The 16,994-nt window shown below is 64.9% G+C and carries 17 protein-coding genes and 1 other RNA gene; 12 read left to right on the forward strand and 6 right to left on the reverse strand.

Translation table 11 applies throughout. The features are described 5' to 3' along the window. The first annotated feature begins 234 nt into the window (after positions 1-234). The 6 genes from ACODSP_RS16495 (at position 235) to phoB (ending at position 6,599) form a co-directional block, all read left to right on the forward strand. The gene (locus ACODSP_RS16495) at positions 235-1,275 is read left to right on the forward strand and encodes a substrate-binding domain-containing protein (protein ID WP_488966651.1); all 1,041 of its coding nucleotides are present in this window, start codon (positions 235-237) and stop codon (positions 1,273-1,275) included. Positions 1,276-1,413: 138 nt separating this feature from the next. Next, the gene (gene pstC / locus ACODSP_RS16500) at positions 1,414-2,877 is read left to right on the forward strand and encodes a phosphate ABC transporter permease subunit PstC (protein ID WP_488966652.1); all 1,464 of its coding nucleotides are present in this window, start codon (positions 1,414-1,416) and stop codon (positions 2,875-2,877) included. Next, the gene (gene pstA, locus ACODSP_RS16505) at positions 2,870-4,189 is read left to right on the forward strand and encodes a phosphate ABC transporter permease PstA (protein ID WP_488966653.1); all 1,320 of its coding nucleotides are present in this window, start codon (positions 2,870-2,872) and stop codon (positions 4,187-4,189) included. The genes pstC and pstA overlap by 8 nt, the downstream gene beginning before the upstream one ends. A 2-nt stretch (positions 4,190-4,191) precedes the next feature. Next, on the forward strand, positions 4,192-4,995 hold the full coding sequence (gene pstB, locus ACODSP_RS16510; RefSeq protein ID WP_054165804.1) for a phosphate ABC transporter ATP-binding protein PstB: 804 nt from the start codon (positions 4,192-4,194) through the stop codon (positions 4,993-4,995). Positions 4,996-5,124: 129 nt separating this feature from the next. After that, positions 5,125-5,850 (forward strand): phosphate signaling complex protein PhoU, encoded by a 726-nt coding sequence (gene phoU / locus ACODSP_RS16515; protein WP_488966654.1) that lies wholly within the window; start codon positions 5,125-5,127, stop codon positions 5,848-5,850. Positions 5,851-5,891: 41 nt separating this feature from the next. Then, on the forward strand, positions 5,892-6,599 hold the full coding sequence (phoB, locus tag ACODSP_RS16520) for a phosphate regulon transcriptional regulator PhoB (RefSeq protein WP_054165806.1): 708 nt from the start codon (positions 5,892-5,894) through the stop codon (positions 6,597-6,599). A 221-nt stretch (positions 6,600-6,820) separates the two neighbouring features. Here phoB and ACODSP_RS16525 read toward each other — a convergent pair whose 3' ends face one another. The 6 genes from ACODSP_RS16525 to ACODSP_RS16550 all read right to left on the reverse strand — a co-directional run bounded on the left by ACODSP_RS16525 (position 6,821) and on the right by ACODSP_RS16550 (position 11,457). Beyond that, entirely contained in the window at positions 6,821-8,188 is a 1,368-nt protein-coding gene (locus ACODSP_RS16525) for a pyridoxal-phosphate dependent enzyme (protein WP_488966655.1), read from the reverse strand. An 81-nt stretch (positions 8,189-8,269) separates the two neighbouring features. Continuing rightward, positions 8,270-8,959 carry a hypothetical protein gene (locus ACODSP_RS16530; protein WP_488966656.1) on the reverse strand — a complete coding sequence of 230 codons (690 nt, stop codon included), beginning with the start codon at positions 8,957-8,959 and terminating at the stop codon, positions 8,270-8,272. A 189-nt stretch (positions 8,960-9,148) separates the two neighbouring features. Further along, entirely contained in the window at positions 9,149-9,763 is a 615-nt protein-coding gene (locus ACODSP_RS16535) for a TetR/AcrR family transcriptional regulator (protein WP_488966657.1), read from the reverse strand. Continuing rightward, on the reverse strand, positions 9,736-10,230 hold the full coding sequence (locus tag ACODSP_RS16540) for a PaaI family thioesterase (protein ID WP_488966658.1): 495 nt from the start codon (positions 10,228-10,230) through the stop codon (positions 9,736-9,738). The genes ACODSP_RS16535 and ACODSP_RS16540 overlap by 28 nt, the downstream gene beginning before the upstream one ends. Positions 10,231-10,295: 65 nt before the next feature. Beyond that, on the reverse strand, positions 10,296-10,946 hold the full coding sequence (locus tag ACODSP_RS16545; RefSeq protein WP_488966659.1) for an aspartyl/asparaginyl beta-hydroxylase domain-containing protein: 651 nt from the start codon (positions 10,944-10,946) through the stop codon (positions 10,296-10,298). 4 nt (positions 10,947-10,950) lie between these two features. Beyond that, the gene (locus tag ACODSP_RS16550; RefSeq protein WP_488966660.1) at positions 10,951-11,457 is read right to left on the reverse strand and encodes a dihydrofolate reductase; all 507 of its coding nucleotides are present in this window, start codon (positions 11,455-11,457) and stop codon (positions 10,951-10,953) included. Between the two features lie 97 nt (positions 11,458-11,554). Here ACODSP_RS16550 and thyA point away from each other — a divergent pair, with 97 nt between their 5' ends. The 6 genes from thyA (at position 11,555) to ACODSP_RS16580 (ending at position 16,945) form a co-directional block, all read left to right on the forward strand. Then, a complete protein-coding gene (gene thyA / locus ACODSP_RS16555; RefSeq protein ID WP_488966661.1) occupies positions 11,555-12,451 on the forward strand; it encodes a thymidylate synthase in 897 nt (298 codons plus the stop codon). A gap of 101 nt (positions 12,452-12,552) precedes the next feature. Beyond that, positions 12,553-14,280, forward strand: a complete 1,728-nt coding sequence (gene ggt / locus ACODSP_RS16560; protein ID WP_488966662.1) for a gamma-glutamyltransferase — start codon at positions 12,553-12,555, stop codon at positions 14,278-14,280. A gap of 308 nt (positions 14,281-14,588) precedes the next feature. Further along, positions 14,589-14,942, forward strand: a transfer-messenger RNA (tmRNA) gene (ssrA, locus tag ACODSP_RS16565). Positions 14,943-15,224: 282 nt separating this feature from the next. Further along, positions 15,225-15,728 (forward strand): SspB family protein, encoded by a 504-nt coding sequence (locus tag ACODSP_RS16570; protein WP_488966663.1) that lies wholly within the window; start codon positions 15,225-15,227, stop codon positions 15,726-15,728. 9 nt (positions 15,729-15,737) lie between these two features. Beyond that, positions 15,738-16,091, forward strand: coding sequence for a TfoX/Sxy family protein (locus tag ACODSP_RS16575; RefSeq protein ID WP_488966664.1), 354 nt, complete (start codon positions 15,738-15,740; stop codon positions 16,089-16,091). A gap of 107 nt (positions 16,092-16,198) precedes the next feature. Next, positions 16,199-16,945 carry an enoyl-CoA hydratase-related protein gene (locus ACODSP_RS16580; protein WP_488966665.1) on the forward strand — a complete coding sequence of 249 codons (747 nt, stop codon included), beginning with the start codon at positions 16,199-16,201 and terminating at the stop codon, positions 16,943-16,945. Positions 16,946-16,994: the final 49 nt, after the last annotated feature.

Raw genomic sequence — 16,994 nt, forward strand, 5'->3', positions numbered from 1 at the left:
AAGGACTCTGTGGCGGCTGCCAATGGCCAATGTGTAACGCAACTGTATCGCGGGTGGCGGCGGCGCGGTTTCGGGGCCGGTGTCATGGAACTGTAACGTAGATGTAGTATTTGCGTCTCGCAGCGCAGCTATGGTCCCGGCACCCAGCAGGGACATGGCCACAGGGTGAAGGCAGGCATCACGGGATGCCAGGGCCTAGTCCGTGAGCCGCCCAGTTAACCGGAGGCCCTTGTCGTGACCACCAAGAAGCTCGTCCTCGCCGCCGTTATCGGCGCTGTTTCCTTCGTCGGCCTGGCCGGCGCTGCCGCTGCCCGCGACCAGATCCGCATCGTCGGCTCCTCCACGGTGTTCCCCTTCACCTCCACGGTTGTCGAGCGCTTCGGCCAGACCACGAAGTTCGGCGCTCCGATCCTGGAATCGACGGGCACCGGCGGCGGCATGAAGCTGTTCTGCTCCGGCATCGGCGCCGATTTCCCGGACGCCACGGGCGCCTCGCGCGCCATGAAGGCCAGCGAGTATGACACCTGCCAGAAGAACGGCGTCGAGCAGATCACCGAGCTGGTCATCGGCTATGACGGCATCGGCTTCGTGCAGTCCAAGAAGGGCAAGCCCTTCAACGTGACCAAGGCCCAGCTGTTCGCCGCCTTGGCCAAGGAAGTGGAAGTGAACGGCCAGATCGTTCGCAACCCGTACAAGACCTGGAAGGATGTCGACGCCTCCCTGCCGGCCATCGAGATCGAAGTGCTGGGCCCGCCGCCGACGTCGGGTACCCGCGACGCCTGGGTCGAGCTGGTGATGGAGCCGGGCTGCAAGGAATTCCCGGCCATCAAGGCCCTGGACGCCACCCGTCACGCCGCCGTCTGCAAGACCGTCCGTGAGGATGGCGCCTATGTCGAAGCCGGCGAGAACGACAATGTGATCGTGCAGCGCCTGCAGGCTAACCCGAACGCCTTCGGCATCTTCGGCTACAGCTACCTGGAAGAGAACCAGGACAAGCTGCATGGCCTGACCATCAACGGCGTGGAGCCGAAGTACGAGACCATCGCTTCCGGTCAGTACCCGATCTCCCGCCCGCTGTTCGTGTACTTCAAGAACCAGCATTTCGGCGTGATCCCCGGCCTGAAGGAATTCCTGGCCGAGTACGCGTCGGAACGCGCCATGGGTGATGAAGGCTACCTGGCCGACAAGGGCCTGGTGCCGCTGCCGGCCGACAAGCGCAAGGTCTCCGAGGCCGCCGCGCTGAAGCTGACCCCGATGGCCAAGCCGGCTTCGTAATGTGCAATACCGGGCCGGCGCAGGACAGCTGCACCGGCCCGGTGTATAAGCAGATGGCGGAACCGGCGGCGTCAGACCTGATGCCGCCGGTTTGCCGTAACCGGTAACCCTCCCCCTGACAGCGGCGGATCGAACCACATGTCAGTCACCTTGACCGTAGCCGTCCTGTTGTTCCTGTCGCTGGCCGGATTCTGGCTGGGGCGCAACCGGGCCGTGGCCGTGGCCGGCGGGCGCATCGCCAATCTGCACTCCGTCCCCACTTATTACGGCTCCTACATGGCGCTGTGGGCCGGTCTTCCCGCCCTGGTGCTGATCCTGGCCTGGCTGGCGCTGCGTGGCGCCGTCATGGACTGGATGGTGCTGTCGGCCATGTCGCCGGAACAGTTGGAAGCTTGGGCGCGCGTCATGCTGGCCCCGGCGGAGCTGGAAACGCTGCTGCCCACCATCGCCGATGGCGCCTCGGCCCTGAGCCAGACGCACCGCCAGCTTCTGCTGATCAATATCGGCAATCTGGCCATCGGACAGGCGCAGTATGTGAACCCGAGCGTCATCGACGCCATCAATCCGGCTGCCAGCCACCTGTCGCAGCTGCGCGGGCTGGCCGACTGGACCCTGTTCGGTGCCGTGCTGGCGCTGGCCGGTGGCGCGCTGGCCTTCACCTGGTCGAAGATCGGGCCGGAATTCCGGGCGCGCAACAATGTCGAGCGCATCGTCACGCTGCTGCTGGTGCTCTGCTCCACCATCGCGGTGCTGACGACGGTCGGTATCGTGCTGTCGCTGCTGTTCGAGAGCATCCGCTTCTTCACCAAGGTGCCGATCACCGAGTTCCTGTTCGGCCTGCAATGGTCGCCGCAGACGGCGATCCGTGCCGATCAGGTGGGGTCGTCCGGTGCCTTCGGTGCCATCCCGCTATTCACCGGTACCCTGCTGATCGCCACTATCGCCATGATCGTGGCGGCCCCGGTCGGCCTGATGTCGGCCATCTACCTGTCCGAATATGCGCCCAAGCGGGTGCGCGGTCTGGTGAAGCCGGTGCTGGAGATCCTGGCCGGCGTGCCCACCGTGGTCTACGGCTTCTTCGCCATCCTGACGGTGGCGCCCTTCATCCGCGATGTCGGTGCGGCGCTGGGCATTCCCATCTCCTCGCAAAGCGCGCTGGCCGCCGGTGTGGTCATGGGCATCATGATCGTGCCCTTCGTGTCCTCGCTGGCCGATGACGTGATCAATGCGGTGCCGCAGTCGCTGCGTGACGGGTCCTACGGTCTGGGTGCCACCAAGTCGGAAACCATCAAGCAGGTGGTCATGCCCGCCGCCTTGCCCGGCATCGTCGGCGCCATGCTGCTGGCTGTCAGCCGCGCCATCGGCGAGACGATGATCGTGGTGATGGCCGCCGGCCTGCAGGCCAGCCTGACCCTGAACCCGCTGGCCAGCGTCACGACGGTAACGGTGCAGATCAAGTCCATCCTGGTCGGTGACCAGGAGTTTGACAGCGCCAAGACGCTGTCGGTCTTCGCCCTGGGTCTGGTCCTGTTCCTGGTGACCCTGGCGCTGAACGTCATTGCCCTCCGCATCGTCCAGAAATACCGGGAAAAATATGACTGAGATCGCAGAGCCGATGCACACAGCCATGCCCGTGTCCCTCCACACCGGCGACGCCGCCACCAAGCGACTGAAGGCGCGCTATGCCGCCGAACGCCGCTTCCGCCTCTATGGCATCCTGGCCATCCTGTTCGCCTGCTCGATGCTGGTCATCCTGCTGTCGACCCTGCTGAAGGAAGGCACCTCGGCCTTCTTCCAGACAGAGGTGAAGCTGGCGGTCACTATCGACCCCGCCACCATCGACCCGCAGGGCACAGGCAACCCGGCCGAATGGGACCGTGGCGCGTTCCAGACCCTGGTGTCCGACGCGCTGTACAAGGAGTTCCCGGAGGTTACGGGCCGGACGGAGAAGCGCGACGTGCGCGGTCTGGTCAGCCCGGTGGCCGGTGTGCGCCTGGGCAAGATGCTGGACAGCGACCCGTCCCTGGTCGGTCAGACGATCGAGGTCTGGCTGCCAGCATCGGACGGCATCAACCAGATCGTCAAGGGCGGCATCGACCGCACCCTGCCGGAGGTGGAGCGTCCGATCAACGACAAGCAGCTGGCCTGGTTCGACAGCCTGGAACAGCGCGGCGACGTGCGGTCGGCCTTCAACACCACCTTCTTTACCGCCAGCGACAGCAATTATCCCGAGCTGGCAGGCCTGCTGGGGGCGGCGGTCGGCACCTTGCTGACCATGGCGGTGACCCTGTTCACGGCCTTGCCCATCGGTGTTGCAGCGGCCGTCTATCTGGAAGAGTTCGCGCCGAAGAACCGGCTGACCGAGATCATTGAGGTCAATATCAACAATCTGGCGGCCGTGCCCTCCATCGTGTTCGGTCTCCTGGGTCTGGCGGTATTCCTCAACTTCTTCGGCATGCCGCGCTCTGCCCCGCTGGTCGGTGGTCTGGTGCTGGGCCTGCTGGTGCTGCCCACCATCATCATCGCCAGCCGCGCGGCATTGAAGGCGGTTCCGCCCTCGATCCGGGAGGCAGCGCTGGGCATGGGCGCCTCGCGCCTGCAGACGGTGATGCACCATGTGCTGCCGCTGGCCATGCCGGGCATCATGACGGGCACCATCATCGGCATGGCCCATGCCGTGGGTGAGACGGCGCCCTTGCTGATGATCGGCATGAACGCCTTCATCACGTCGGCCCCGGACGGCCTGCTGGCCAGCTCCTCGGTCCTGCCGGTGCAGATTTTCATGTGGTCGGACAAGCCGGAACGCGGCTTTGTCGAACTGACCTCGGCCGCCATCCTTGTGCTGCTGGCCTTCCTGATCCTGATGAACGGTGCCGCCATCTGGCTGCGCAAGAAATTCGAACGTCGGTGGTAAAAATGGACAGCATGACCCTGAACAAGCCTGTACAAGCCGCCGTCACCCAGCCGGTGAAGGTGTCGGCCCGCGACGTGAAGGTCTATTACGGCGCCAAGCGCGCCCTGCACGGCGTCAATGTCGATATCTACCAGAACGAGGTGCTGGCCATGATCGGCCCCTCGGGCTGTGGCAAGTCCACGTTCCTGCGCACCCTGAACCGCATGAACGACACGATCGATATCTGCCGCGTCGAAGGCAAGATCCTGCTGGATGGCGAGGATATCTACGATCCCAAGCTGGACGTGGTGCAGTTGCGCGCCCGTGTCGGCATGGTGTTCCAGAAGCCGAACCCGTTCCCGAAGTCGATCTATGAGAACGTGATCTACGGGCCGAAGCTGCATGGCCTGGCGACCCGCAAGGACGAGTTTGACGCCATCGTCGAAACCTCGCTGAAGCGCGCCGGCCTGTGGAACGAGGTCAAGGATCGCCTGCATGAGCCGGGCACCGGCCTGTCGGGCGGCCAGCAGCAGCGCCTTTGCATCGCGCGCGCCGTTGCCGTCAGCCCGGAAGTCATCCTGATGGACGAGCCCTGCTCGGCGCTTGACCCCATCGCCACCGCGCATATCGAGGAGCTGATCGACGAGCTGCGCGAGAGCTTCACCATCGCCATCGTCACCCACAACATGCAGCAGGCCGCGCGTGTATCGCAGCGCACGGCCTTCTTCCATCTGGGTGATCTGGTGGAGGTGGGCGACACCGAGGAAATCTTCACCAACCCGCGCGATGAGCGCACCCAGGGCTATATCACGGGCCGGTACGGTTGATGCCCGCTGCCGTAGGTCGTGGGTGAGGCAACGCCGAACCCCGACTTTTACACGGTTCCGTCGCTTGTCGGGGTTCGGCGCCTGCCTCACCCCGACCTACGGTCATCATGCTTTAAGGGACCCACGTCCATGTCGCCGACCGAACATACCGTCAAGTCCTTCGAGGCGGAATTGCAGCGCCTGTCCAACCTGATCGCCCAGATGGGCGGCGTGGTGGAGGCGCAGGTGGAAGCGGCCGTGCAGGCCGTGGGCCGCCGCGATGTCGAAGGCGCCACCAAGGTCATGCAGGGCGATACCCGCCTGGATGAGTTTGAGCGCCAGATCGAACATGATGCCATCCGCATGCTGGCGCTGCGCGCGCCGGTCGGCGTGGATTTGCGTGAGGTGCTGGCGGCACTCAAAATCTCCGCCGATCTGGAACGCACGGGCGACTATGCCGCCAATATCGCCAAGCGCTCCATCGCGCTGGCGCAGTTGCCCATCATGCGCCCCGCCGGGACCATCCCGCGCATGGGCCGTCTGGTGCAGGAAATGCTGAAGGATGTGCTGGACGCCTATATCGACCGCGATGTCGACAAGGCCGTGGCCGCCTGGCACCGGGATGAGGAGCTGGATGATCTCTATACCAGCCTGTTCCGCGAGGTCCTGACCTACATGATGGAAGACCCGCGCAACATCACCCCCTGCACGCATCTTCTGTTCATTGCCAAGAACCTGGAACGCGCCGGCGACCATGCGACCAACATCGCGGAAACCGTGCATTTCCTGGTCAAGGGCCAGCCGCTGACGGCGGAACGGCCCAAGAGCGACAAGTCCAGCTTCACCATCATTGAACCGGTCGAGGGCGAGGGCTGAGCTAGCCCCGCCCCGCCACCATCTAGCGCCAAGGGACCCCGATGAACGCCGCCTTGAAGCCGCTGATCCTGGTTGTTGAAGACGAGGCCGACCTCGTCACCCTGCTGTCCTACAACCTGGAACGTGAAGGGTTCCGGGTCATCACCGCCGGTGACGGGGAAGAAGCCCTGCTGCTGGCCGATGAACGCAGCCCGCATCTGATCCTGCTGGACTGGATGCTGCCGCTGATGAGCGGGCTGGAGGTCTGCCGCCAGTTGCGCCGCAATCCCAAGACCCGCGAGACGCCCGTCATCATGCTGACGGCGCGCGGGGAAGAGGCGGACAAGGTCCGTGGCCTGAACAGCGGGGCGGATGATTACCTGTCCAAGCCGTTCAGCCCCACCGAACTGGTCGCCCGTATCCGCGCCGTCCTGCGCCGCGCCTCGCCGGGTCTGGCGGAGGAGCTGCTGCGCTTCTCCGACATCTCCATGGACCTGGCGGCCCACCGCGTTCGGCGCGGGGGCCGGGATATCCATCTGGGGCCGAAGGAATTCGCCTTGCTGCGCCATTTCATGCAGCATCCGGGGCGGGTTTTCTCGCGTGAACAGCTGCTGGACATCGTCTGGGGCCACGACGTCTATGTCGAGTTGCGCACCGTCGACGTACATATCCGCCGGCTGCGCAAGGCGCTGAACGAGACGGAAGAGCAGGACGTGATCCGCACCGTCCGTTCGGCGGGTTATGCGTTGGATAACAAGACGACGATGTGAGTCTTGGGACAGAGAATTGAAAAGGGCGCTGTCGAGGGACAGTGCCCTTTTTTCTACAGTGCGCGGCCTATTTCGTCATCCCGGCGAAAGCCGGGACCCAGGGGCCGAATGCCCGACCTTTCGGCGGCTTCGACCAAAGCAGCGTAGAGCTTTGATCCTGTGGCCCCTGGGTCCCGGCTTTCGCCGGGATGACGAGGGGAGCCAAGTGCGTTGAGGCGATATCACCCCAACTGCCGGCGCAGATGGTTCAGCACGTCGGTGCGGGTCAGCAGGCCCAGGAACACCGGGCCATCCATGATGATGGCCACCATGTTGCGGTTGAACAGGGCGCGCAGGTCGGCCATGGTCGCGGTCACGGGCAGGGTTTCCAGCCGGTTGACCATGGCCGTATAGACCTTGTCCCGGAACCGCGCCGGGTCCTTTTCGACATGCAGCAGCAGGTCGCTTTCATCCAGGATGCCGATCACCCGTTCGCCTTCCATCACGGGCAACTGTGACACGTCGGAAATCCGCATCCGCTTGTACGCGGTCAGCAGCGTATCCTCCGGCCCGACGGTGACCACCTGACCCTTGTCGAAGCGGCGGGTCATCAGGTCGCGCAGATCGTTATGACGCTCGCGCGGGGTGAAGCCGTGATCTTCCATCCAGGCATCGTTGAACATCTTCGACAGGTACTTGTTGCCCGTGTCGCAGACGAAGGTGACGACCTTCTTGGGCGTCGTTTGCGCCCGGCAATATTTCAGCGCCGCCGCGAACAGGGTGCCCGATGAGGAGCCGGCCAGGATGCCCTCCAGCCGCAGCAGGTCGCGCGCGGCGTTCAGGCTTTCGGTATCGCTGACATAATAGGCGGCCTTGGCGTACTGAAGGTCGCAGATGGGGGGCACGAAATCCTCGCCCACGCCTTCGACCACCCAGGAACCGGGTTCGTCATGGGTGCCCTTGTTCACCAGATCGGCAATGATGGAGCCGACCGGGTCGGCGATGACCATGGCGGTCTTGGGACTGGCCTTGGCGAAGAAGGCGCCCAGGCCCGTGAAGGTGCCGCCAGAGCCGATGCCGGCCACCACCGCGTCAATGTCGCCATCCATCTGGCGCAGCATCTCCGGGCCGGTCCATTCCTCATGCGCGCGCGGATTGGCGGGGTTGGCGAACTGGTTCACATAGAAGCTGCCGGGAATTTCGGTCGACAGGCGTTCGGCAATGTCCTGGTAATAGGCGGGGTGGCCCTTGCCCACATCCGACCTTGTGATGTGGATCTGTGCGCCCAGGGCGCGCAGATTGTTGATCTTCTCGGTCGCCATCTTGTCGGGGATAACCAGGATCAGGCGGTAGCCCTTGGCGGCGCAGACCAGGGCCAGGCCCAGGCCGGTATTGCCTGCCGTCGCCTCGATCACCGTGCCGCCGGGGGCCAGCTTGCCCTCTGCCTCCGCCGCCTCGATCATCTTCAGCGCGATACGGTCCTTGATGGAGCCGCCGGGATTCTGGTTTTCCAGCTTCAGATACAGCTCACACGGGCCGGTATCGAAACGGGTGATGCGGACGATCGGGGTGTTGCCGATCATGGACAGGATGGCGGGTGCGCCGGACATGTTTCCCCCCTGGGGCAAATGGTTTTGCCTTCAGGGAACCGCATCCTCAAACCACCCGCAAGGGGGTGTGAAATAACGAAATCAAGCTGCGGCGCAGGTGCGATCCACGCACGATTCCGGCGGATTTGGCCGCCCATCCGCATTGATCAAACCCGCCTGCAAAAGCGCTTCGACATTGTCGGTCAGATTCTCCGCGCAGGCAGGCCTTTCCCAGCCCTCCAGCCAGTTCTGTTCCAGGAAGGCCAGGATGGCGGGCTGGCCCAACTCCACCTCCCACAGGATGCCCAGCAGCGAGGCCAGCGCCTCTTCGCGTATCTGGTCATCCTGGCCCACGGCCAGCGCGCGGTTGGCCTCCTCAATCCGGCCGGACTCAGGACCGGCACCCAGGCCGAAATCGATCAGGCCCCGGCGTTCCGGCGGGGCCACCAGCCAGTGTGCCACCTCATGGATCAGGACATAGGCCTCTGACCGGGTGCGGATGGAATGACCATCATAGGAAAAGGCGGCCTGCGGCTCCTCATCGATTACGCCGATGCCAAAGCGGCGGGCCAGAGCGACGCCTGCCGCCCGGTGGGAAGGCGTGTCCACACCCAGCGCGATCAGATCGCGCGTGGCCGCAATGCGGGCCAGCACCTTGGCCGTCCGGCTTTCGGGGGTCAAGTTGCTGGCGACGGCGGCCAGGGCATCCGGGAGGATGTGTTCGGGGATGGTGGTCAGTTGCATGGCGTGCAGAAGATAGTCGCCCGCGCCCTGGCGTGAAGTGCCAAACAAGCGCGGCGGGATATCGCAGGGCGCAGGGGTGGCGGGCGAATTATGCGGTCGGCATGAAATCTTGACCTCCGGTCAATCTTTCCCGCCCCTCAATCGCCGGCGCCCACATCCGTGGGCTTGGCTACGCGCCATGTGGCGCGCGGCGGCGGTCGCCGCCGTACCGGCGGTCAACAATCTTGATCGCCGGTATCATTGCGCCAGCAAACCAAGGATATAGGCCTTGGCCGATGCGGCATCCCGTGCCCGCAGCGCCCCGCGCTGCCACAGGTCGCACAGGCCATGCACCTCTCCCCAGGCGCGCATGACGCGGTCGCGGATCGCGATGGAGAAGCCGGGCGGATCGTCCCCCCGGCGGAAGGCCTTGCCCGCAAGGCGCGTGACCTTGGCGACCGACGGGGCCAGGGCCGGATGGGTCAGGTAATCCTGTCCCGGAATGCCATACATCAGGGCGTACAGCGCGGGCCGGTCCAGGGCGAAATCCACATAGGCGCGGTAGAGCGGGCCGGGCCTGGGCTGACCGCCCTCGCCATCGAACCCGGCCTGGATCACGGCGGCCAGCCCATCGAACCCCTGTGCCGCCAGGGCCAGGGTCAGTTCATGCTTGTCCGCGAAATGGCGGTAAAGCGCGCGGTGATTGACACCGACCGCCGCCGCGACCGCGCGGAAGGACAGGGCCTCCGGGCCGCCTGCCTCCACCATGGCCAGGGCCGCCGACAGGGAGGCGGCGCGCAGGTCGCCATGGTGGAAGCTGTCGCGGCGGGGGGCCAGGTCGGTGGTCAGGACCGCTTGGGGCTGACGTACCATTCCACCACCATCTTCGACACGGGGCTGCCGGCGCCGTCCAGGATCTCCACCTCCACGGGGAAGCGCACCTTGCCGGAGGATTCCAGTTCCGCTCGCAGATCGGCACCCGACCGGCCCGTGCGGGCCACGGCGCGCAGATCGCCCTTGGCCACGGCCAGATACTGGATCGTCGCCTGGGCCGCCACGGGCCGGATGCTCGCCAGGACAGGCGCCATGGCACCGGCCATCGCCCCGCCGCTGGCCGTTTCGGCCAGCGTGAAGATGACGCCGGCATGGGGCGTGCCGATATGGTTCTTCACCTCCGCCCGGTCGGTCACCCGCGCCTCGGCGGTGCCGTCGCCAATGCTGACCAGATCAATGCCGCAATGGTGCACGAAGGGCAGGGAACCCACCATCTGCTGGCGGATCATGTCATAGACCATTTTGGGCCTCACCTTGAACAACAGAGGAAGGATGATTTTCAGCATGGCTTAAAGTCTCCGATGGAGACATTGAGTGAAAACGAACGACCGGTCAAGAATTTTGTCCGGTGTCAGCCCGCCTTGGCGCGGGCTGCGGCGAGGAGGTTGATTGCCTGCTGGGTCAACGTCATGCGCTGTTGAGCGTGGGCGTAGAGGTCGGCGGGAAACAGGTCCCGGATGGCGGGTGTCACAGGACTGTCGATGGCGATGACGATCCGTTCCCGATCCGTCTGGTTCTCCACCTGATGCGGCAGGGCAAAGTCGCCCGTCCACAGGGTGCCGGGCGGGTAGGCCACTTTCTCATGTCCGATCCAGGTGAAGGCATCCGCCGGCACCCGCACCGGCAGCAGCAGACGGCAAATGTCCAGATGCAGGGCCTGATGGTCAAAATGCCATTTCAGGTCCACGCCCGGCGGCTGCCGCGTGATGTGCAGGCCGAACGGATCGATCCCGGCATCGCGCAGGAGGTCGGTCAGCAGGGGGATATGAGCCAGCGGCGGCTGTGGCACCGGCATCCCCTTCTGGTCCTTGTGCAGTAACGTGATGGCGGTCCAATCGCCGTTGGGGCTGCCGAAACGGTTGCGCTGCTCATCCGGCACGCTGTCGATGGCGGCCTGAACCTGATGTTCCAGCATGCTGGGATCGACCCTGATGCTGGACGCAGCCGATATCATCAGGCCGGACCCGACCGTCATTTCCTGCCAAGCAAGCAGCGCCGCCATCGCATTACCGCCGGTGGAACAGCATGACGCGGAAGGCCGGCTGATCCGGCCCCTTGGCCATCTGCATGCCCAGTTCCTCACCCAGGAAGGCGCTGCGGTCGAATTCCGGGAAATAGGTGTCGCCCACGGGGCTGGCCGCAATCTCGGTCAGAAAGACACGGGTTGCCAGGGGCAAGGCGGCGGCATAGATCTGCGCCCCGCCGATCACCATCACCTCGTTCCCGCCGGCGTCCTCCGCCAGGCGATTGCCCGTTTCGATGGCGGTTTCCAGGTCATGGACAACAATCGCGCCCTCGGCCACGAAATCGCGGTTGCCGGTGATCACGATGTGCGGACGGCCGGGCAGTGGCTTGGACCCGAAACTTTCCCAGGTCTTGCGGCCCATGATCATGGGCTTGCCCATGGTCACCTGCTTGAAGAAGCGCAGATCATTGGGCAGCTTCCAGGGCATGCGGCCTTCATGACCGATAACCCCATTGCGGGCGACGGCGGCGATCACGGAAAGGAACAAGGCAAAGTCTCCAGACGGTCGATGGGTGACAATAGCCGCCCGCCGGGCTAATGAACAACCATTGACAGCATGATGGGCGAAGCGGAGCCGACGGTCGATGCGCCATCCCGAACAGCAATATCTGGACCTGATGGAAGACATCCTGGCCCGTGGCGACCGCCGCGTGGACCGGACGGGCGTCGGCACCCTGTCCCTGTTCGGGGCCATGATGCGGTTCGACCTGTCGGATGGGACGGTCCCCATCCTGACCACCAAGCGCGTCTATTGGAAACTGGCGGTCAAGGAGATGCTGTGGTTCCTGACCGGCGGCACCAATATCCAGCCGCTGTTGAAGGAAAAGGTCACCATCTGGACCGACTGGCCGCTGGCCACCTATCGCCGGGAGACGGGCGAGGCGATCAGCCAGAAGGATTTTGAGCAGCGGATCGTCGAGGATGACGCCTTCGCCGCCCGCTGGGGCGAGCTGGGGCCGGTCTATGGCAAGCAATGGCGCCGCTGGCTGGGTCCCGATGGGCGGGAGCATGACCAGATCGCGGCCCTGATCAAGGGCCTGCGCGAAACACCCGCCAGCCGCCGCCTGCTGTTCCATGCCTGGAACGTGCCGGAACTGGGCGGCATGGCCTTGCCGCCCTGCCACATGGTCTATCAGTACCATGTCACCAGCGATGGCCGCCTGAATAGCCTGATGTATCAGCGCAGTTGTGATGTGCTGCTGGGCCTGCCCTTCAACCTGACCGGCGCCGTGGCGCTGCAGGCCATGCTGGCGCAGCAGGCGGGGCTGCGGCTGGGGGAGTTTGTGTGGATGGGCGGGGATGTGCATCTCTACCTCAACCACCTGGACGCCGCGCGCGAACAGCTGTCCCGCCCCCCCCGCCCCCTGCCGCGCCTGACCCTGACCCCGCGCGCCGAGAGCATCGACGCCTACCGGATCGAGGATTTCGGGGTCGAAGCCTACGACCCTCACCCGCCGATCAAGGCGGATGTGGCGGTTTAGCCGGTGCCGCTGCCTAGAAAATAATCAATATTTTACAGTGGGATGCTTGTGGTTTTCGTGGGAAGCTGGCGGCACTTCAGCCCAGCCGGAGATGCCCCGCGATGACCCGCCTGCGTTCGCTTGCCCTGTCGTTTTGCCTTGCCACCGCACTGACCGCCATACCGGCCACAGGGGCCTGGGCGCAGAAGGAAGGGGCGGTGGTCACGGCGCTGCCGATGGGCAAGGCTATGGTGTCGTCGGCGGACCCGCGGGCCACCGATGCGGGGCGCGAAATCCTGCGCCAGGGCGGGTCGGCGGCGGATGCGGCGGCGGCCCTGATGCTGGCCCTGACGGTGGTGGAGCCGGAATCGTCGGGCATCGGCGGGGGCGGTTTCCTGCTGTATCACCCCGCAGGAAGCAAGGACACGTTCAGCTATGACGGGCGGGAGGAGGCGCCATCGGCGGCCAAGCCCGACCGCTTCATGAAGAACGGCCAGGAAATGGATTATGAGCTGGCGCGGGCCGGCGGCCTGTCGGTGGGTGTGCCGGGCAATCTCCGCCTGATCGAGTTGGCCCATGCCCGCCATGGCAAGCTGCCCTGGAAGGCTTTGTTCCAGCCGGCGATCCGGCTGGCGCGCGACGGTTTTGTCGTCACCCCGCGCATGGTGAAGATGCTGGAGGAACAGAAGCCGCTTCTGTCCGTGTCACGGGAAGCACAAGCCCTGTATTACCAGCCCGATGGGTCGCCCAAGCCGGCGGGATCGGTGATCAAGAACCCAAAGCTGGCCGATCTCCTGACCCTGGTGGCGGAGAACGGGGCCGATGCCTTCTACAAGGGACCGGCGGCGGATCGGCTGCGCGCGGCGGTGGCCAATGCAACCCGCAACCCCAGTGTGATCACTGCCGAAGACATGGTGAATTACCGGGCGGTACCGCGCACGCCCGTCTGCGGCACCTACCGTGTCTATACGGTTTGCGGCATGGGGCCGCCTTCGTCGGGCGGTATTGCGGTTCTGACCATCCTGAAACAGATGGAAGGGTTCGACATTCCCGCCATGGGGCCGAACAGCCTGGAGGCCTGGCATATCATCGGCGAATCGATGCGGCTGGCCTATGCGGACCGGGCCAAATGGCTGGGTGATCCCGACCATGTGAAGGTGCCGGTCGAAGGCCTGACCGACCCCGCCTATATCAAGGACCGGGCCAGGCTGATCGATCCGAAGAAGGCAATGCCCAAGGCACCGGCGGGCAACCCGAAGGATGCGCCGCGCGTGTCGGACATTCCCGACAATGAAATCCCCGGCACCACCCATTTCTCCGTCGCCGATGAATGGGGCAATGTCGCCTCCATGACCTCCACCATTGAGGATATTTATGGCTCCGGCATCATTGTGGACGGCTATGTCCTGAATAATGAGCTGACGGATTTCAACTTCATCCCCGATGTGGACGGTGTGCCCACCGCCAACCGGGTGGAACCGGGCAAACGCCCACGCAGTTCCATGTCGCCAACCATCGTCTATGACCAAAACGGTCAGGCCGTGCTGGCCATCGGTGCCGCCGGCGGGCCGACAATCATCGCTCAGGTCGCCAAGGCCATTGTCGGCGTGCTGGACTGGAAGCTGGACGTGCAATCGGCCCTGGCCCTGCCCACCTTCATGGGCAGTGGGGAGACGATCCGGATCGAGGCGGGGACGGCGGTTGGTGGCATGGCTGACCAACTGCGCGCCATGGGGCATGAGGTCGTGGTCGATGATTTCGGCGGCAAGCTGAACGGGATCGACAAGATGACGGGCCAATGGCGCGGGGGTGCGGACCCACGGTCGAACGGGACGGCGGGGGCGCCGTAAGGGGGCTGTGGTTCCCTGCTGTGGTTCCCTCACCCTCCCATCGGTTGACACCGATGGGCCCCTCCCTCTCCCACTTCGTGGGCGAGGGGCTAAATAATGCCTGACGCCAAGGTTACGCCCCTCGCCCATGAAATGGGAGAGGGAGGGGCCCGAACGCGCCAGCGTTTGGGAGGGTGAGGGCGGGGACGGTTCCCGAACGCGCCAGCGTTTGGGAGGGCGAGGGCGGGGACGGTTCCCGAACGCGCCAGCGTTTGGGAGGACGAGGGTGGAGACGGTTCCCGAACGCACTAGCCCCGCCCCCGAACATCCCCCTTTAAACCCGCGTCGCAATCGCCTATATGAAGCCTGTCGGGTTCGCCCGACTATGGGGATAAACGCGGTGTGGAATAGACGTTGCGGACCCGGGGGCGGTACCCGGCGCCTCCACCATTCACTTCTGGCCTGATGGCCAGGGGTTCATGGGGGCGAAACAGGATCGACGCGCGTAATAAAGGCATAGTCTTCCCTCGGCATGATACCGCCGTTATCGGGTCAAACCTCATAGATGCCAACGATAACTCGGCGTCTGACCTTCGCATGGCTGCCTAATTCCCCCTTAAGGGCGTTAGTCAGTTAGCTTAGTTCGCAGCCCGGGGGGAGCTGGGCAACAGAATCCCCCCACCTTATCTTGCTCCCTCAGGCGCCGGGCGGCGGCATCCGCCGCCTTGGCTCACGCGACCATGGGGTCGCGGGCGCTCAACGCGCCACCCAAGCTGCGCTTGGGATTTGGTTGCCCCTTGCAGCTCATCACTGGCTCCCTCTGTGCCCCCATTCCCGCATGGCTGCACGCGGGAACACAGACATTTGCGCCCGACGCTTGATTATCCGTCCGTAATAGGCTTGTCTGGGGCCAGATGGGGGACGGTCTGTTCCGTCGCGTTCGTTGCCAGGGGTTCGCTTAACCGATGTCCGAGGAAATGCTCCGCTATGACCGCATGGTCGAGGCCGCCAAGCGTGGCGTCGTCAGACAGGCCCTGCGCGAGGTTCTGAACCGGGGCGGACAGCTGCCGGGCGAACATCATTTCTATGTCACCTTCCGCACCGATGCCGAAGGGGTGGATATCCCCGACTATCTCCGCGCCAAATACCCGACGGAGATGACCATCGTCCTGCAATACCAGTTCTACGACCTGACGGTGGAGAACGATAAGTTCGCCGTCACCCTGTCGTTCGGCGGTGTGCTGCGCCGGCTGGTCGTTCCCTATATCACCATCATCACCTTCGCTGACCCGTCGGTGAATTTCGTCCTGCAGTTCCAGCCCGATGATATGCCGGACCTGCTGGTGGACGAGGAGGAGATGGAGGAAGAGGGGACGGAGCCGGTGGCCGCCGACGATGAACCCGCTGACGAGGACGCGCCCAAGCCGACCGGCACCGTCGTCGCGCTGGACGCCTTTCGCAAGAAGTAAGGCCCGCCCATGGCCCCGCGTCGCCCACCCCCGTTCGTCACCCATGTTCTGGAGCTGATGCAGCCGCTGGGGCCGGTGGTGGCGCGGTCGATGTTCGGGGGCTGGGGCCTGTCGATTGACGGGATGAATTTCGCCCTGATCGCGGGCGAGGAACTGTATCTGAAAACCGACGCGCAGAACCGCCCCGCCTATGAGGCGCTGGGCCTGCCGGCCTTCGCACCCTATGAGGATCAGCCGGAGCGGACGATGAACTATCATCGTCCCCCGGCAGACGCGTTGGAGGATGCGGACAGCTTGATGGTCTGGGTCCGGCCCGCGTTCGAGGTGGCGTTGCGCGCACCCCGCAAGCCGAAGAAGAAATAGCCGCCCCGCCGCCTTTCCGCACGGTCGTGCGCTTTCCGGCTTGACGGCGCAGGCGGGTTCGGGCGTCCTGTGCGCCAACCATAATCCCAGGCTGGGGAGCGCCCGAAATGACCGAGCATGTGCTGATCAGTGACGCCGACGGCGTGCGCACGATCACCCTGAACCGCGCCGACAAGCGCAACGCCCTGACCGCCGCCATGTATGCCGCGATGGCCGAGGCGTTGAAGAGCGCGCCCGATGCCGGCATTCGCGCCGTCCTGTTCCAGGGGGCGGGCGGGTTCTTCACCGGCGGCAATGATATCGGCGATTTCCTGGCCAATCCGCCCGCCAATGACGAGGCGCCGGTGTTCCAGTTCCTGTTCGCGCTGGCCACCACGCCGCTGCCGCTGGTGGCGGCGGTGGAGGGGATGGCGGTCGGCGTGGGCACCACCATGCTGCTGCATTGCGATCTGGTCTATGCCTCGCCCGACGCGCGCCTGCATGTGCCCTTCGTCGATCTGGGGCTGGTGCCGGAAGCGGCCAGTTCCATCCTGATGCCGCGCACCATGGGCCATGCCCAGGCGGCCCGCATGCTGATGCTGGGTGAACCGCTGGGTGCCGATGAGGCGCTGGCCACGGGCATCCTGTCGGGCATCGTGCCCGCCGCCGATCTGGCCGCCACGGCACTTTCCAAAGCCAAGGTCCTGGCCGCCAAGCCGGTGGGGGCCATGCGCCAGACCAAGGCCCTGATGCGGCCCAATCAGGCAGAAGTGCTGGCCACCATGAAGAAGGAAGGCCAGATTTTCGGGGCCTGCCTGCGTTCCCCCGAAGCCATGGCGGCGTTCCAGGCCTTCATGATGAAGGGCAAGAAGTAAGGGTTGGAGAGGCGGGTGGGGCGGCATTTTGTATAGCCCCTTGGTGGAT

The sequence above is a fragment of the Niveispirillum sp. FG156 genome (assembly GCF_057809555.1).

Bases quoted from the DNA above. Each gene is read 5' to 3' on its own strand.
- pstC (WP_488966652.1), top strand. From the start codon at position 1,414: ATGTCAGTCACCTTGACCGTAGCCGTCCTGTTGTTCCTGTCGCTGGCC.
- pstA (WP_488966653.1), top strand. From the start codon at position 2,870: ATGACTGAGATCGCAGAGCCGATGCACACAGCCATGCCCGTGTCCCTC.
- pstB (WP_054165804.1), top strand. From the start codon at position 4,192: ATGGACAGCATGACCCTGAACAAGCCTGTACAAGCCGCCGTCACCCAG.
- phoU (WP_488966654.1), top strand. From the start codon at position 5,125: ATGTCGCCGACCGAACATACCGTCAAGTCCTTCGAGGCGGAATTGCAG.
- phoB (WP_054165806.1), top strand. From the start codon at position 5,892: ATGAACGCCGCCTTGAAGCCGCTGATCCTGGTTGTTGAAGACGAGGCC.
- ACODSP_RS16525 (WP_488966655.1), bottom strand. From the start codon at position 8,188: ATGTCCGGCGCACCCGCCATCCTGTCCATGATCGGCAACACCCCGATC.
- ACODSP_RS16535 (WP_488966657.1), bottom strand. From the start codon at position 9,763: ATGGTACGTCAGCCCCAAGCGGTCCTGACCACCGACCTGGCCCCCCGC.
- ACODSP_RS16540 (WP_488966658.1), bottom strand. From the start codon at position 10,230: ATGCTGAAAATCATCCTTCCTCTGTTGTTCAAGGTGAGGCCCAAAATG.
- ACODSP_RS16545 (WP_488966659.1), bottom strand. From the start codon at position 10,946: ATGGCGGCGCTGCTTGCTTGGCAGGAAATGACGGTCGGGTCCGGCCTG.
- thyA (WP_488966661.1), top strand. From the start codon at position 11,555: ATGCGCCATCCCGAACAGCAATATCTGGACCTGATGGAAGACATCCTG.
- ggt (WP_488966662.1), top strand. From the start codon at position 12,553: ATGACCCGCCTGCGTTCGCTTGCCCTGTCGTTTTGCCTTGCCACCGCA.
- ACODSP_RS16570 (WP_488966663.1), top strand. From the start codon at position 15,225: ATGTCCGAGGAAATGCTCCGCTATGACCGCATGGTCGAGGCCGCCAAG.
- ACODSP_RS16575 (WP_488966664.1), top strand. From the start codon at position 15,738: ATGGCCCCGCGTCGCCCACCCCCGTTCGTCACCCATGTTCTGGAGCTG.
- ACODSP_RS16580 (WP_488966665.1), top strand. From the start codon at position 16,199: ATGACCGAGCATGTGCTGATCAGTGACGCCGACGGCGTGCGCACGATC.